General features: G+C 36.8%; 13 protein-coding genes. 4 read left to right on the forward strand and 9 right to left on the reverse strand.

Features of this window, described 5'->3' with window-relative positions:
• Positions 1-131 precede the first annotated feature (131 nt).
• Both IQ244_RS33320 and IQ244_RS32350 read right to left on the reverse strand, forming a co-directional pair.
• On the reverse strand, positions 132-4,370 hold the full coding sequence (locus IQ244_RS33320) for a GAF domain-containing protein (protein ID WP_228058713.1): 4,239 nt from the start codon (positions 4,368-4,370) through the stop codon (positions 132-134).
• On the reverse strand, positions 4,367-6,088 hold the full coding sequence (locus IQ244_RS32350) for an ATP-binding protein (protein ID WP_228058714.1): 1,722 nt from the start codon (positions 6,086-6,088) through the stop codon (positions 4,367-4,369). Before IQ244_RS32350 ends, IQ244_RS33320 begins: the two co-directional genes overlap by 4 nt.
• A 367-nt stretch (positions 6,089-6,455) precedes the next feature.
• Between IQ244_RS32350 and IQ244_RS03640 the strand changes: the two genes are divergently transcribed.
• The 3 genes from IQ244_RS03640 to IQ244_RS03650 all read left to right on the forward strand — a co-directional run bounded on the left by IQ244_RS03640 (position 6,456) and on the right by IQ244_RS03650 (position 8,801).
• A complete protein-coding gene (locus IQ244_RS03640; RefSeq protein ID WP_193890024.1) occupies positions 6,456-6,860 on the forward strand; it encodes a hypothetical protein in 405 nt (134 codons plus the stop codon).
• Between the two features lie 567 nt (positions 6,861-7,427).
• On the forward strand, positions 7,428-8,234 hold the full coding sequence (gene crtW / locus IQ244_RS03645) for a beta-carotene ketolase CrtW (protein ID WP_193889868.1): 807 nt from the start codon (positions 7,428-7,430) through the stop codon (positions 8,232-8,234).
• A gap of 327 nt (positions 8,235-8,561) precedes the next feature.
• Complete coding sequence (locus tag IQ244_RS03650; RefSeq protein WP_193889870.1) at positions 8,562-8,801, forward strand: hypothetical protein; 240 nt, start codon at positions 8,562-8,564, stop codon at positions 8,799-8,801.
• 234 nt (positions 8,802-9,035) lie between these two features.
• Here IQ244_RS03650 and IQ244_RS03655 read toward each other — a convergent pair whose 3' ends face one another.
• The 4 genes from IQ244_RS03655 to IQ244_RS03670 all read right to left on the reverse strand — a co-directional run bounded on the left by IQ244_RS03655 (position 9,036) and on the right by IQ244_RS03670 (position 11,616).
• Positions 9,036-9,185 carry a PsaJ protein gene (locus IQ244_RS03655; RefSeq protein ID WP_193889872.1) on the reverse strand — a complete coding sequence of 50 codons (150 nt, stop codon included), beginning with the start codon at positions 9,183-9,185 and terminating at the stop codon, positions 9,036-9,038.
• Positions 9,186-9,212: 27 nt separating this feature from the next.
• Complete coding sequence (locus IQ244_RS03660; protein ID WP_228058715.1) at positions 9,213-9,692, reverse strand: DUF4383 domain-containing protein; 480 nt, start codon at positions 9,690-9,692, stop codon at positions 9,213-9,215.
• Positions 9,693-9,976: 284 nt separating this feature from the next.
• The gene (locus IQ244_RS03665; protein ID WP_193889874.1) at positions 9,977-10,981 is read right to left on the reverse strand and encodes an SDR family oxidoreductase; all 1,005 of its coding nucleotides are present in this window, start codon (positions 10,979-10,981) and stop codon (positions 9,977-9,979) included.
• Between the two features lie 77 nt (positions 10,982-11,058).
• Positions 11,059-11,616, reverse strand: a complete 558-nt coding sequence (locus IQ244_RS03670) for a general stress protein (RefSeq protein ID WP_193889877.1) — start codon at positions 11,614-11,616, stop codon at positions 11,059-11,061.
• Positions 11,617-12,087: 471 nt separating this feature from the next.
• On the opposite strand from IQ244_RS03670, the gene IQ244_RS03675 reads away from it, so the two are divergent.
• On the forward strand, positions 12,088-12,357 hold the full coding sequence (locus IQ244_RS03675; protein ID WP_193889879.1) for a hypothetical protein: 270 nt from the start codon (positions 12,088-12,090) through the stop codon (positions 12,355-12,357).
• Between the two features lie 91 nt (positions 12,358-12,448).
• On the opposite strand, the gene IQ244_RS03680 is transcribed toward IQ244_RS03675, so the two are convergent.
• The 3 genes from IQ244_RS03680 to IQ244_RS03690 all read right to left on the reverse strand — a co-directional run bounded on the left by IQ244_RS03680 (position 12,449) and on the right by IQ244_RS03690 (position 15,648).
• The gene (locus IQ244_RS03680; protein ID WP_193889880.1) at positions 12,449-13,645 is read right to left on the reverse strand and encodes a site-2 protease family protein; all 1,197 of its coding nucleotides are present in this window, start codon (positions 13,643-13,645) and stop codon (positions 12,449-12,451) included.
• A 228-nt stretch (positions 13,646-13,873) separates the two neighbouring features.
• Positions 13,874-14,521, reverse strand: a complete 648-nt coding sequence (locus IQ244_RS03685) for a DUF3226 domain-containing protein (protein ID WP_193889888.1) — start codon at positions 14,519-14,521, stop codon at positions 13,874-13,876.
• Between the two features lie 2 nt (positions 14,522-14,523).
• Positions 14,524-15,648 (reverse strand): AAA family ATPase, encoded by a 1,125-nt coding sequence (locus tag IQ244_RS03690; RefSeq protein WP_193889890.1) that lies wholly within the window; start codon positions 15,646-15,648, stop codon positions 14,524-14,526.
• Positions 15,649-15,669 lie beyond the last annotated feature (21 nt).

Raw genomic sequence — 15,669 nt, forward strand, 5'->3', positions numbered from 1 at the left:
GGGACAGGGTGTAGATGTTAAAATCCCTTACACCCTTATACCCCAATACGATTCAGATAAGCTTTTTGTCTTTTACTGTTCCCCGTTCCCTTATCTCCACGACTCACCTTTGTACGTAAGTCCTAGTTTTGTTATTTATGGGGAAGTTCGAGGACAAATTCTGTCCCCTCACCCAGAATGGAGTTGCAGGTTAATTTTCCACTGTGGGTTTCTTCAATAATTTGACGAGCGATCGCTAGTCCTAAACCTGTACCTTTTCCTACGGCTTTTGTCGTGAATAAATGGTCAAATATTTTCTGTTTAACTTGGTCACTCATACCCTTACCATTGTCAGCAATAGAGATTTTTACTTGCTGATATTCTAGGAAAGTTGTAATTTTAATTTGATTGGGATTTGCCTCGATTTCGACAAATTTACGCCCAGTATTTGATTCATCTAAGGCATCAATAGCATTAGCCAGAATATTCATAAATACTTGATTTAATTGTCCAGGAAAGCATTCAATTTTTGGCAAATCACCGTAATCAGTAATTACGACAATCGCTGGACGTTGATTGTTGGCTTTGAGACGATGTTTGAGAATTAAAATTGTACTATCGATACCTTCATGAATATTGAAAGGTACTTTGCAATTTTGATCAGCACGGGAGAAAGTACGTAAACTAGTGCTGATATTTTTTAAGCGATCGCCAGCTAAAATCATGGCAGCAATCATCTGTGGCAAGTCTTCTAATGTATATTCCAAGTCTATTTCTTCGGCATGGCGGATGATAGTTGGATTAGAATTATTTGAGCTTGCTTGATACAACCGTAAATGGTGAATAATATCTGCCAAAATAGGTTTAGCTTGTTCCAGACTAGCAGAAATAAAACCGAGAGGATTATTCATTTCGTGAGCCACACCAGCAACCAGATTCCCCAATGCAGACATCTTTTCATTTTGGACTAATTGCAGTTGAGTTTGCTGGAGATGTTGGAGTGTTTGTTCGAGTTGGGTAGCTTGCTTTTGAGTTTTGATTAATAAATCTGTTTGTTTGAGGGCAACTCCCATTTGTGCGCCAACTTGCTGGGCAAATTGGATCTCAAAAGGTTGCCAATGACGAGGGCGATCGCATTGATGAATGCAGAGTAAACCCCAAAGTTCATCATCTTGCATAATTGGGACTACCAGCGATGCTCTCACCTGAAATTGCGCTAAAATTACGCGATGACAATCTATAACGGCATCTGTATTGATATCATCAATGGCGCAAATCCGTCCTTGTTTATACAAGGTTGCAAAATTTTCCCCAAAGCAATGATCTTGAACTTTCACCGCTAAAGCAGAAGTAAACTGCGGTAAGACATCCTCAGCGATAAATTCACCATATTCATAATTCACATCTAGATGAAACTGATAAATTCCCACACGATCAGCAGAGAGAATTTGCCGAATATTTTGGGTAACTACGCTAAAAATTGCCTCTAAGTCTAAAGATTGTCGAATTTGCGTAACGACTTGAAATAAAGTTTTTTGCTGTTGGAGAGATTGTTGTAACTGTTGGGCTTTGGCTTGGGATTCTCGATATAGACGGGCATTTTCTAGCGAGATAGCAGCTTGGGCTGATAACATTTGAATAATTTCTAGGCGATCGCTATTAAATACTCCACTTGTGAGTTGATTTTCTAGGTAGAGAATCCCGACTAAATACCCTTGTTGAATAATTGGTGTACATAATACACTCTTCGGTTGATGATTTAGCATATATTCCCCAATTATGCCAGGAATATCTGTTTGGCAATTGTCGATGATAATTGTTTGTTGAGTATGTTTTACATAATTGATGATTTTTTTGGGAATATCCTGGCAAGTCTCTATTAGTTGTGGGTTAATTGTTGTTTCTATTTCACCTTGAGAACTTACTTGATGATTGATTAAAGTAATTGCTTTGACTTGCCAATTACCCCGTTCTTCAGGAAGAATTAATGCAGCTTTTTTCGCCCCAGAGTTTTCTAAAATAATTTGAGTTAAGCTGGCAACAAGTTGTTCTAATTCAATAGTACTAGAAATCGTTTGAGCAGCTTTGAGGACGGAAGAAAAATTGATTACATCAGTAATATTTGTGCTATTAGTAGTGGATGTTTGAGCAATTGTCGCAATAGTTTCTAATGGGTTGAAGTTAAATCGTTGCTGTTGTTGGATAGGTTTGAGTAGTTGAGGAAAGCATTTTTCTAAATCATCAGTTTTAGCTTTTGCACCCCATCGAGCATAGCAGTAGTATGCTTCTTGCATATATCCTTGGGCAGCTTTTTCTTTATCCAACTTTAAATAAAATTTAGCTAAAAGCTCATTAGCCAGTGCTTCTTCGCGCATATAGCCATTTTTTCTGGCTCCTGTAATAGCACGATCATAACTTTCAATGGCTTCCCATTGACTACCCAGTAACTGATGACATTCTGCTGCTACTAATTCAAACTTGTGCAGATAATTCATCGGCGCTTTGTCTGCCCAATTTCGCATTTTTTGCTGATTTTCAGCTATTTTCTGCATGAGTTCATTTAGTTCAATCTGTGGAGTTTCTTGATACGCAGCTATGCGTGACAGAGAATCATAAAAATAAAATATTGGAATATACGGAAAACCAACGGCCCCATCTACATATTGTTCACTCAAAGCCGCATCAGCAATTGCTTGTTGGTAATTTCCAAAAAGATAATTTAAGCATAATTTATGAAAATGAAGGTAAAATATGCCCAAGCGATCGTTCGAGTCTAAATACTTGGGCAACATTATTTGTTCATCAAAAAAATCTCCTTGTAAGTATGAAGATGAGCTTCTACCTGCTTGACAGTCGTGTATTGCCTGTTGCAACATTTGAAAATAATAAACCGAAGTCATTTGCTTCAGTTGATAGATAGAATTATGCAAAGCTAATACTTCTTTTTCTAGGTCTGATAATTCCTTTTCTATCCCAGCAAAGTAGGCAAATGCACAATACATAACTGATGAATATCCGGCAAATTGAAAATCACCAGTCTCCAACCCAATAGTATAAGCTTCTCGCAGCGGGATTAAAGTTGTACTCAGTCCATCTTGCCAATGTTTAATAAAGCCATAAACAAGTGAATTAACTTTACATTGCAGTTCCTTAGCATTCTGCTTGTGTAATAACTCTAAAGCAAGTTGCCCAAATTTATAACCATTTTCAATATCTCCCATACCTCCAGAAAGAATTGAAGCATAACAAGCATAACTATGGCTGGAAATAGAATTATTTCCATATTTTATTGATAAATTCACCTCTTTAAATGTTAGCAAGACAAAGAGTATGGGAGATGCAAGATAGGCTGCTGGTAAGATACTAGATATTAGCCTTATGATTGCTAATTGGATTGGATCAGTCATCAATGGTAAGTTGATGAGTTCAGCTATTTCTTGCCCTTGATAAGCTAATTGCGTCTCTTGTAATGCTGCACCAATATCGTTGGGAGTTGGGTTTTCGGGAAATTCTATACCCAAGGACTTGAGAATTTGCAGTCCCATATTCATCGCTGCTAATAATTGGTTTTGAGCAGCTAAAGCTTGGCTTTTAACTTCATAAACCTTGATTTTATCGAGGATTGTCTTGGCTTGTTGCAGTAAAATTTCTGTTAATCTTTCCATTTCTGCAAAATCGCCACTGAGATAGGCTGCTTCTATAGCTGTTTCATATACTTTTAAAGTCAAGTCATATTGATTTTGCCAACTATTTTTATCTAAAAGTTGTAGACTGACTGTGCAGTATTCCCACGCTGCACTATATGCTGTTGATCCTTTAGCTTTCTTGGCTGCATAAAGATTTAACTGTGCTAATTCATCTTGTTCATCGGCTGTAGTGAGTAATTTTATGCCTCTATTAAGTTGATTAACAATGGTAAATATTTTTTCTTCTTGTTGATTTTTGGGAGTATTGGTTAACAACAATTTTCCGATATACAAATGGGTAGATTGTTTATCTTCTTCAGGAATCAAAGAATAGGCGGCTTGTTGAATGCGATCGTGCAGAAATTTATAGAAAACAATTTCTGAATTTTCTGAAGTAATAGTTTGATTCTCGAACCCAACAAAAAACTTATAAACATAACTTTGGGGTAGAATTAAACCTGCTTTTAAAGCACTCCATAAACAAGTTGCTGTTTCTGATGTGGATTTTTGCGAAACAATAGCTAATGTTTCTAAATCAAATTGATTACCAATACAGGCAGCTAATTTTATAATATCTTGCGTTGATTCTGGCAATTTCTGTAATTGTAATGCCATAAATTCAACTACATTATCTGTGAGCGATCGCTGATTTATTTCTGCTATGTCACATTCCCAGTGTCCTTGGTCATAATTAAACTCAATCAAGTTATCTTGATGTAAGGCTTTGATAAATTGTGTGGCAAAAAATGGATTTCCTTGAGTTTTTGATAGATGAGTTGTGAAAGTGGTAATGCTAAATTTTCAGGACAATTTAAGCTATCAGCTACTAACTGATTTAATGTAGATTCATTTAGTGGTTGCAGCGTAACTTTATGAATTTTAATTCCATTTTTTTTGATTTCATCTAATGTCAATATTAAATGATGCGCTACTGAAACTTCGTTATTTCGATAAGCACCAATGAGCAGCAAATAGCCAGAATTTGCCTCATTCATTAATAATGCGATAAGTTTTAATGAGGCAGAATCAACCCATTGTAAATCATCTAAAAATAAGACTAATGGATGCTCTTGAGTGCTAAATAAGTTAATAAATTTTTGTAATAGTAAATTAAACCGATTCTGCGCCGCAGTTCCCGATAATTCTGGTGCAGGTGATTGTTTACCAATAATTAGTTCTAATTCTGGAATAACTTCAATAATTACCTGGGCATTTTCTCCTAAAACTTCAGTAATTTTAGCTTGCCATTGTTGGATTTGTTGATCACTTTCGGTAAGTAATTGTGCTATTAAATCACGAAAAGCTTGCACAAATGCTGAAAAGGGAATGTTTCGATTAAATTGCTCAAATTTACCTTTAATAAAATAACCACGTTGTTTAACAATTGGTTTATGAACTTCATTCACAATTGCCGTTTTCCCAATTCCCGAAAAACCAGCCACTAACATGATTTCTTTAGCGCCATTAGCAACACGGTCAAATGCTTCTAGAAGAGTTTGCACTTCCTGTTCACGACCATAGAGTTTTTCGGGAATGATAAAGCGATCGCACACATCCCGTTGCCCAATTTCAAAATTCTGAATTTCTCCTGTTGCTTGGAGTTGAGTTAAACAAGTTTCCAAATCATACTTCAGCCCTAATGTACTTTGATAGCGGTCTTCAGCATTTTTTGCCATTAATTTCATGACAATATCTGCAAGCGCCTGGGGAATTTCTACACTGGTGATTTTTGGTGGTTTTTTAGCAATATGACAATGCAGTAATTCCATTGCATCGTTTGATGGAAAAGGTAATTCTCCAGTCAGTAATTCATAGAAAGTAACACCCAAAGAATAAAAATCAGTCCGGTAATCAATGAGGCGATTCATTCTTCCAGTCTGTTCTGGAGAAATATAAGCCAGTGTTCCTTCTAAAATATTAGGATTAATCAGGGTTTGAGTTTCTCTGGGCAACAAAGATGCAATACTAAAGTCAATTAGTTTGACTTGTTTGGTTTCGGGATTAATTAAAATATTGCTGGGTTTAATATCTTTATGAATAATGTCATAACGGTAAAGTTTGTCTAATATATTACAGAGAGCGATCGCTATTTCTAAAAACTCGTGTAAAAACCCAGCAAATTGCGGTTTTTTAGAAATGAAATAATCTTTGAGAGATATTCCCCCAAAATCTTCCATCACTATTACATAACCATTCTGGTAAGGTTCCAGGTTATAAGTTTCGATGATTCCAGATGTATGCAGATTTTTGGCAATGGTGTACTGATTGCGAAACTGCACCAGTTCGCTGAAACTGGGATAAGGATTTTTTAGCAGTTTAATCACTACAGGTTTGTTGTCAACTTCTCGGTATCCGCGATAAACCAATGTTCTCAAACCGTTGTAGAGTTCTTCGCTCAATTGATATCCGAGAATTTTCAACATACCACTAAATCCTTCAGGCGTTTAAATATTAGTGTTCCCAAATATTGCAATCTTGAAACAGCAATATTGCGGATATGTTGTAGCTAAAAGCAGATTTATCAAAAACAAATAAATAAATCTACTATCCGCTTAATAAAGCAAGTTGCTAGTTATCCAAAAGCGCATTATTTTCAGTAAAAAAACAATTTTTATGTATTTTAAAACACATGAGCGAGAGCAAACAACTTTAAATACAAATATGGCTATCCTCTGATGCTTTTATCTGGATTGATTCCCTCTTCAATGATCGCCAAATCAAATATGTCTATGTCTCAGTATGACTATCAAGCAGGACAGTAATTTTAAAAACAAATGCGAGAAAATTCTGATGTTAAAGCATAGGAAAATCTTGCATGGTGGATTGAGTGGTGATGCAACTCAAGCTATGGACGTTTTAGCACAACTGCTTTATCTCTTGCGTTTAGTAATAAATCTGATTTACCAAATCAGCTATCTATGGGAATTGCTAAAACATCTCTTCAAACCAAGAGTACCATTCGGATTTTCAGTATCAAAGCCTCAACATCAGCCACGGCGAAACCAGAGGTATTCTCGTTCATACCGAACTGACCCAAAAAACAGAGAACTACAACGCAAGTTGCTAGAGATGCTACGTGGCGACACGGCCACAGCTAAACGATTACTCAAGCATCAAAGGCAGTTGCATAAAGGTAAGTCTGATAACTGGTATCTTGAAAAAGTAATTTACGACTTAGAACGCGATCGGCATTGAGCCTAACTAAATGAAGTTTTGCAGTGGCTGACACATCTAAATTGTAGCTGCTATTATTTTGACCCCTAATCAATAACATAGTACTTAGGTCTTATTTAAAATCCAAATCAATCAGGATACATTTATGTGATATGTATGCAAAGCTATAGAGCTTTGATTCTACGACTTAATATATATATACTAAAAATATATTAAACTAATAAAGAGTATTTATATAGTAGTGAATTAATTCATATCTCTTGAACAATTGATATTTAAATAGTTACTTAGGTATTTGGTAATACATACAATATTTTACCAATATATTGCTTTGGTACAGTATATCTATTGGAACTATAGATAGAGAGTCAAGCCAGAGTTCATAGCTATTATGAAATTACTAAAAAATACCAATGAGTAACCATGTAGTTTAATGCTTTTAAATTACATAGTTGTTGCCTTCTAAACCAATTATCTATTTATTTGATGCGTAAAAAATATATCAGTTCTAGTCAATAAATTAATAAAATGACAAGCAATTTATAATTTTGTTGATAAATCATAACGTATAAATCAAGGAATTAAGGCATGATTCAACTTCATTCAGTATCTCCACAATCAAAAAAGTCAGATTTTATTGTTAATGCCGAAAAAACAAATAACCAAGGTATTTTCATAGCTTGTATAATTTTAGGATTATGGACAATAAGTATAACTTTATTCTTATCATTAAATATTGCTAAAGTTCCTATTCCCTTAATAGCCGTAGCTATGCTGTGGCAGACCTTCTTCTATACGGGATTATTTATTACCGCTCATGATGCTATGCACGGCGTAGTTTTTCCGCAAAATCCCAAAGTAAATAATGGGATAGGCAAAATATTTGTATTATTATATGGGTTATTTTCTTATCAAGAGTTATTAAAGAAGCATTGCTTACATCACCGCTATCCTAGTACTAAAGATGATCCAGATTTTTACGAACATCAATACCAAAACTTTTTTGCTTGGTATTTTAATTTTATCAAATCTTATTGGAGTTGGACACAACATCTAGGATTTATATTTGTATTTATTCTTCTTAGATATGTATTAAATATATTTCAAGTCAATCTAATTTTATTTTGGGTAATACCATCTATTTGTAGTTCCATACAATTATTTTATTTTGGCACATTCCTACCTCATAGAAGGCTAGAAGTAGGATATACAAGTGTGCATCGTACAAGAAGTATTCCATTACCTATTTTTTGGTCATTTATAAGTTGCTACCATTTTGGTTATCATAAAGAACATCATGAATATCCTAATGTGCCTTGGTGGAGATTACCAGAGGTTTACAAGGGTTTAGAGCAAAACTCAGTTAACACCAATCTCACTAATACTAATTCTTGATGAAGACGCATAGAAAAAATACTGCCGCCTGTGGTATCTCCCCTTTCTAAGATGATGTCTGAAAATTTTTTGATGTTGTATTGTAGACTTTTAGATCCCCCTAAATCCCCCTTCAAAAGGGGGACTTGAAGAAATTAACCCCTTAAAAAAGGGGGATAGGGGGGATCAGGCAAAATATTTAATCCTTCTCAGACATTCTCTAAAGGGATATTGAGAGGGGTGAAAATCATGTAATTAGTCATAGAAGCAATTCTGTCTGTAGATAGTAAACTTAGAAGAAATTCGCCACTAATCTAAAAGAATAACGTATTTACAAGGTACAAATACATGACATCAAAAACACCCCCAGACAATCGGCAAGATGATGCTAAATATAATCCAGAAGATAATCCTGGAACACAAACCACTGTACCCACTACAGAAGAAGGTGATACTCCTCTTGATGAAAGATATCGGATGACTGGTCAAGAATCAGGTACTGATGTTCGTCAAGGTGCTGAACCAGAAGCTGCTGGGGGTAATGTTACAACTCCAGGACTTCCTAATCAAGGAACTGATTCTCGCTAATTTAAATCTTGCATTTGTCTATAGGTATGGGGTGGGTATTCATTGCCCACCCTATTAATAAGAGTGTTGTTTAGTACATCTCCTTGTTAAGATGAGCTTGGCAGGGGTCAAAATAATATTTAACTTACGGGAAAATTTTTATAATGAATTACGCATTACTAATTAGTAATGCGTAATTTTATATTTCCATTTCCTAAATTTAGCAATAGGTTAATAATTACGAATTATTTTACCTTATGGCATGGGATGGAAAAGCAGGTCAGGGAAAAAGTAATTAAAAATCGCCCAGGTAGAAAAGGCAATTGATATTGCAATTACACCCAGTACTGGTGCGAGAGAGAGATAACGAAGGAAAGATTCTTTTTGTTTGTCTGATTTCTGCATATAAAACTCCTAAGAAATTTTGACAGATTAAACATTTTGGGATACATTAACACCTGCAACTTTAGATGGAATGAGAAGGCCATAATAACCAGCAGCGATCGCTGTGAAAAAATTGACCCAAACATTATTGCCAAAGAGTGGCATAAAGCCGAAAAATGTCTTGGCAAATGGTAATAATCCCATGATTGCTAATGCCAAATATGCAATTGCAAAAGCCCCATTAAATAAACGAGCGCTTTTAGCACTGTTGTAAGAAGCAATACCTAATAGTCCAACAGTACAACGCACTAAATTATGCAAAAAATTGGTAGGAAATAAACCAAATATATAACCGAATCCCGCAGCGTAAGCATTAGGAGAAGCATCTAAAGGAACAAAAGATTCATTACTTCCTGGTAAAGATACCAAAGCAGGTGTAAATCCTGCCAAACCTAATATTAAAAAGAGAATACCGATGCTCAAAGCACAGTAACGCTCTACCATTTTTACGGTCTGGGTATTTTCCATATTCTTTGTCACTCCTGTGATGGTTCAATTGTTGAAAAGATTCATCCCAATTGCCGAAGTTTGACAGTATCAATATTTGGGGGTTTGAAACTGTGATAAACCTGAATTTAGAGGATGAGACTGACTGCCAACTAAAATATTTTCAAGCTCTATTAAATTGCTTTATCTAAACTAATTAGTTGGCAAGACATAATACTTTCTATTCAACTGAGAATTTGAAATTTATACTCTATCAAAAGACAGGTATAAACATTAGCATTAATGTTTGGGGATATTCTCTAACATTACTTGCTCTGGTTGAACACTTGTGTTGCTATTAAAGCCAATAAAGCTCCTGTCCCTAATTGAAAAAGCGGCAATTTACCCAAGGCATCAGTAATACTGGGTATGACTAAGTTTTGATAATCGCCATCAATTCTGCTCTCATCTGGAACAGGTTGATAAAAATTATTGGGTGCATCTTCAGATTTTAATTCGCCACTACTCCGTTGTAGATTAAAGCCCAATAGCAATAACAAAGAATCTACTAACGAAGGCGAGATTTTCTGGGCTAAATCTAGTAATTTAGCGATATCTCCAACTAACAAATCACGAATTGGGTGTTCTGCTGCATAGAGAATAGCATCAGCTACAATTTTGGGATCATAGTAAGGTGGTATTCCTGCTGGTTTCACACCTAATTTAGTTAAGCCATTATTCCAAAATGGAGTGTTAATTACGGCTGGCTTAATACTTGTGACACTGATAGGCCATTTTTCGTGGATTAATTCGACACGCATCGCTTCTAGAAAGCCCTCAACCCCGTGTTTGGCAGAGGAATAAGCACTTTGATAAGGAAGCGATCGCCTACCTTCCATTGAAGATACATGAATTAGTGCGCCTCGTCCTTCGCGCTTGAGATGGGGTAAGGCGGCCATTGCACCATGCACTTGTCCCATTAAACTGATATCAATGACGTGCTTGAATTCTTCTGGTGTTGTTTGTTCAAACGTCGCAAACATCCCGATCGCCGCAGCATGAACCCAAGTATCAAGTCTTCCGTATATCTCCACAGTTTGAGCGGCGATCGCTTTTACTTGGTCAAATTCTTGCACATCAGCAACAATATAAGTTGCTTCTCCACCAAAGCCGCGAATTTCTTCCACCAAAGACTTTAGCTTCAACTCTCCGCGAGCAGAAACAACTACCTTTGCACCACGTTGAGCAAATTCCAAAGCGGCTTTACGTCCAATCCCGCTGGAAGCACCAACGACTGCAACGACTTGCTGATTTATTGGCTTTAACTGCATAGATATTTCTAAAAAGATAAACTTCTCGTTTGACTTGAAGGTGCTGAGTAAAAAAACTCTATCAGGCTTGATTCATTTCATACTTCAGCCTTTTTAGACTCATAAACACCCCAATTTTGAATATCTTGTTGGCGTAAGATTGCTGCGGCGCGATTAATTTCGGCTTCTGGAGCTTCTAGGATGAGCAAATAATAACTTTGTTGTAGGCGATCGCTATAAATTCGCGCTCTCTCTTCGGGAACGCCTAAATCAGTTAAGGCTTTGACCAAATTTTGATTTGCTGCTGCGCCTACAGCCACACCTGCAACACTACTAACTAATGCTACACCTACAGAACCAGCAGCCAGCACAGCACCTAAACCCGGAAGCGCCAGACTACTCAAACCGACTAACACACTACCCCAAGTAGTTGCTGTGAGCGTATCTCCTACGGCTCCGGTTGTATTCACATCTTGATTACCGATGCGATCGCTGATTTGCGCTTCACCGATTTCTTCACTCTGCTCCACATCTTTAGCAATCACAGAAACGCTGTCCATTGAAAAGCCAGAAGCCTTCAAATTATTAATAGCTTGCTCTAATTGTTGAGAGTTAGCAAATACGCCTAATGCACGGATACTGTTTTTTGTTACCATATTTTCCTGATTGCAATTTTGTTAGTGTATCTATTCAGAGTTATGAATCTCTAAAAATAAATGTCATTTTTGATTTAATAGAATTTTCTGCTTTTTTGAATGTCTCAGAGATTAGCCTTGCATTGTGCAGAAACATCCGCGCACAATTAGAGGAAGCGATCGCTCTTCACAGCAAGATGCTGTAACTAGCTTTGAGTAAGTAACCAGAACCAATTACTCGGTCATACGCTTCCCTAAATGCCGCTTAAAAATTCAACTATCTTCCCTGATGTTAGAAAATACATCTAATCTCTAACTCTTTCGTGGGTTATATTATTTTTAATAACTAAAGGTAGTGTTCCCCACACTAAAAAACACTTATCTCACGCAGAGACGCATACTTCGACTGCGCTCAGTAACTGGAGACGCAAATAAGAATGGGAGAGTAAATTTAAAATTTGATCGCAGTTGATTCTTTTTCTGGAGAGATGAATGAACGCTATAGATTGGTTAAGAACATTGCATACCAAGCAACTTCTCGGCATTAAAAATGATTGTTATGAGGGGTTCTTCCATCGTGGTGGTTATGTTATCTATAACAATGGTTACTTTCCTCAAGGCTCTGGGATTAAGATTACCTACGAAGAGTTAAAACAGGTATTAAGTGAAAGACCTCATGTACCCAATGGAGCCGAAACTAAACGGATTAGACAGAAAGCAGCAAAGCAAAAAGTCAGGTCATATCAATCTAGTAAATTCTGATATTCAACAATAACCGCCAACACCCACGAATCCACACAGATAATCTTCCTTAACTATCAGCGTTCATCCGCGTACATCGGCGGTTAAAAATTTAATTAACAGTAGATTTGGCAATTACTCCCAACTGCAACCCAGGCGGATAACTACCTTCTTCTTTAATCCGCTTAATCTCCACAGCAGTAAAGGGAATATTTAACTTTTGCGCTACTGCACTAACAATATCACCCCGGTCAATTACACCAGCTACCGCACCAGCTGGGGAAAGCACGGTGACGCGTGGTAACTGTTCATTTTCCAACTTATTGATCACTTCGGCGATCGCAGTTGATTCGGTAACTGTCGGTATTTCTGTCAAGGGATGGGCGATACTTTGTAGAGTGTGGGTTTCCCATTCACTTCTTTCTACCAAGCGTAAATCATCAATGGCAACCATACCGCGATAACGTCCATCGGAAGCAGCAAAATAAACTGGTGATGCAGCATTATCTAATAGATATGCGTCGGCGAAGGCGCGTAAACTCTGATCAGCATCAACTACGCGAAACTCACGAGTCATCGCATCACTAGCGACTATCTTCAACAAAGTTTCTTGTAATGTAGTTACGCGGTCGTAGGTGTTGGCGTTACGAATCCCAAACCAACCAATCATCGCAATCCACAAACCAAGGGCTAATTCTCTTGTAAAGAAATCTATCGCAAATCCTAAAGCGATCGCCGCGTAACCCAAAATTTGCCCTGATTTTGCAGCCCAGTGTACCGCTTGAAAGCGATCGCCTGTCACTTTCCACAGTGCTGCTTTTAACACCTGACCACCATCCAACGGTAAGCCAGGAATCAAGTTAAATAAGGCAACAACTAAGTTAATTCTCGCCAAATCTCCCACCATCACGCTGAGGGGATTAGTCTCAGGAATGAAGATTGCTACAACCCTTAGTAGAAAAAATAGCCCAATACTTACCAATGGGCCAGCTATCGCCACTTGAAACGCTTTACCCGGAGTTTTTGATTCTTCTTCAATAGCTGCAATCCCACCAAACAAAAATAGAGTAATAGAGTTAACTTTAATGCCTTGCGATCGCGCTGCCAAACTGTGACCGAGTTCGTGTAATAATACCGAAGCAAATAGCAGCAATGCCATAACTATCCCTGCGCTCCACGCTATGGTAGACCCCCACTCTTGGTAAGCTACGCCAAAATTCAAGGTTGCTAGTCCTAAAATCACGAACCACAAAGGGTCTAAAAACAACGGGATGCCGAATAAAGTCCCAATTTTCCAATTAGTTTGCATTATATTGTCCCAAAACTACATCTCTTCCGCAGTTCACTGTAGTCACCCTCAAAGGATTTCACAACTCCTCAAGGTTTGAAAATTTTTCCCCAAAAATTTTAATTAATCAATCAACTTCTGATACTGATGTCATTAGTATTAAAAGTTACTGTTAAAAACAGATATAGCCAACAATAAATATTTTACAAAAAATAGGCGATCGCTTCTGGGAAATAGCAAAAGATGAGATTATAAGTCGTACAGATTTTTAAACCATGTTAAAAATATTTGGGCTTTTGGATGTTGAGAATTTAGCACTTTATACTTAATAGCTTGATGTAATTGTCTCCCTGGTTCTGTTTGCCATGCCAACCAAGTGTAGATTTTCGCTTTATCAATATAAGAATCTTGAAATGGCGCTCCTTGATTTTTTGCTTCTTGTGCTACTTCCTGAGCATATTGCCAAATCGATTCATCTTCATCTCTAATCAAATAAGCTAAAAAAGTTTCCAACATACCACTTATGTGATTATCTGGCATAATCCAGACACCAAACTTAATGCCATCTTCTGTGGTGTGTATAAGTCCTGTCTTGGGCAGTTGTTCAGGAATATCAGATATACTTGGCAAACAAGCATTTCTGATACTTTGCCAACGGGCAGATAAATTTTCATCTGCATCTATAATTATTCCTAAATGAGTGAGTCCCGATGCTTTTAATTCCGTGGAAATCAGATTTGAGTCTATGTTGGGATAACCTTCACAATCTTCAATGAAGACAATTTCTTCCCCTCTTTTTCCCCAAAATATTCCGTTCTTTTCGATTAATTCTGGTATAACTCGTAAGTCATCTTTCCCTTCAACTAATAATCTCTTAGGATTATATTTTTTACCCATGACTAACGAACCTCAATGTCTCTTTCAGCAGCAATGACGATTTGAGGTTCTGTGAAGACTATACTTGTTTGTTTATCTCGTTCAATTCTGTGAATTCTAATACCATCTTCAGTTGTATCTTCCTGCTCCGCAATACTAGCTAAACTTGTCCAACAATCGCTGTTATGAGTAGTGGCAAAAACTTGTACATTTAATCTATTAGCTGTTTCCCAAATCATTTTCCACATATCAGACATGGCTGTAAAATGGAGTCCAGTATCAATCTCATCAACAAATAAGTATCCATCTTTAGCACAAACTGTAGCTAGTGCAAGTCCTAATATTCGCCAAATACCATCACCCATGCTACCAATAGGTACACGTTGGTTACTATCAAGAAGTACAAAAAAACCACCCCTCGAATCTAATGAATACCTTAATTTTTGAGAACTAACTGGAGCAATCCTTATAATTTTAGAATCTATGCTACGAAGTGCCTGCTCTACAAGTTTTTCTTCAGGGGTTAGGACTATCTGATCAAATAGTTCAACCATTTTCTCAGTTCCTAGCGAAGATGATGTAACAAATTGTATTTTTGGTGCTGGATTTTTACTGTCTCTACGTACTCGCCGAATATATTCTGAATGAAGTCCACTATTAGCTGACAAAGGTAATTCCAAAGCCTCTTCTTCTCGTCCATAATTCCACTGAATACTGAAATACAGTTTCCTTAATACATCTGGGACTTCTTCTTCATAGGGAAACAGAGGTTCATGAGATGAGCTAAGTAGCTCTTTTGAAAAAATTTTGCTTAGTTCTATTGATACAAAAAGCCCCTGTCGAATATTGCTATTAGTACCTGTGATTGAAAACTTACTCCCTTGTTCAATCTCATGACCATAAAAAAGGTGACGAATATCAAACTCTTGAGCTGGTTTAAGCTCATCATCAACACAATATTCACTCCGTTTCATCATTGTCTGACGTAGTGGTTCAAGATTATTCCGTGAACATAAAAGTTGAATGGCTTCTAATATTGATGTTTTACCACTATTATTTTTACCAACAAGCAGATTAACTCTACCAAGCTGCTGAAGTTCAAAAAATTTGAAGCTACGAAAATTTTCTATTTTTATCGTATTAAACATAATTTGTTAGCCGAGGGCAAG

Origin of the sequence: Nostoc sp. LEGE 06077 (assembly GCF_015207705.1) — a bacterium.
Lineage (GTDB): Bacteria > Cyanobacteriota > Cyanobacteriia > Cyanobacteriales > Nostocaceae > Nostoc_B.

Excerpts from the sequence above, each read along its gene's own strand:
- IQ244_RS32350 (WP_228058714.1), bottom strand. The coding sequence starts at position 6,088 with ATGTTGAAAATTCTCGGATATCAATTGAGCGAAGAACTCTACAACGGT.
- IQ244_RS03640 (WP_193890024.1), top strand. The coding sequence starts at position 6,456 with ATGTTAAAGCATAGGAAAATCTTGCATGGTGGATTGAGTGGTGATGCA.
- crtW (WP_193889868.1), top strand. The coding sequence starts at position 7,428 with ATGATTCAACTTCATTCAGTATCTCCACAATCAAAAAAGTCAGATTTT.
- IQ244_RS03650 (WP_193889870.1), top strand. The coding sequence starts at position 8,562 with ATGACATCAAAAACACCCCCAGACAATCGGCAAGATGATGCTAAATAT.
- IQ244_RS03655 (WP_193889872.1), bottom strand. The coding sequence starts at position 9,185 with ATGCAGAAATCAGACAAACAAAAAGAATCTTTCCTTCGTTATCTCTCT.
- IQ244_RS03660 (WP_228058715.1), bottom strand. The coding sequence starts at position 9,692 with ATGGAAAATACCCAGACCGTAAAAATGGTAGAGCGTTACTGTGCTTTG.
- IQ244_RS03665 (WP_193889874.1), bottom strand. The coding sequence starts at position 10,981 with ATGCAGTTAAAGCCAATAAATCAGCAAGTCGTTGCAGTCGTTGGTGCT.
- IQ244_RS03670 (WP_193889877.1), bottom strand. The coding sequence starts at position 11,616 with ATGGTAACAAAAAACAGTATCCGTGCATTAGGCGTATTTGCTAACTCT.
- IQ244_RS03675 (WP_193889879.1), top strand. The coding sequence starts at position 12,088 with ATGAACGCTATAGATTGGTTAAGAACATTGCATACCAAGCAACTTCTC.
- IQ244_RS03680 (WP_193889880.1), bottom strand. The coding sequence starts at position 13,645 with ATGCAAACTAATTGGAAAATTGGGACTTTATTCGGCATCCCGTTGTTT.
- IQ244_RS03685 (WP_193889888.1), bottom strand. The coding sequence starts at position 14,521 with ATGGGTAAAAAATATAATCCTAAGAGATTATTAGTTGAAGGGAAAGAT.
- IQ244_RS03690 (WP_193889890.1), bottom strand. The coding sequence starts at position 15,648 with ATGTTTAATACGATAAAAATAGAAAATTTTCGTAGCTTCAAATTTTTT.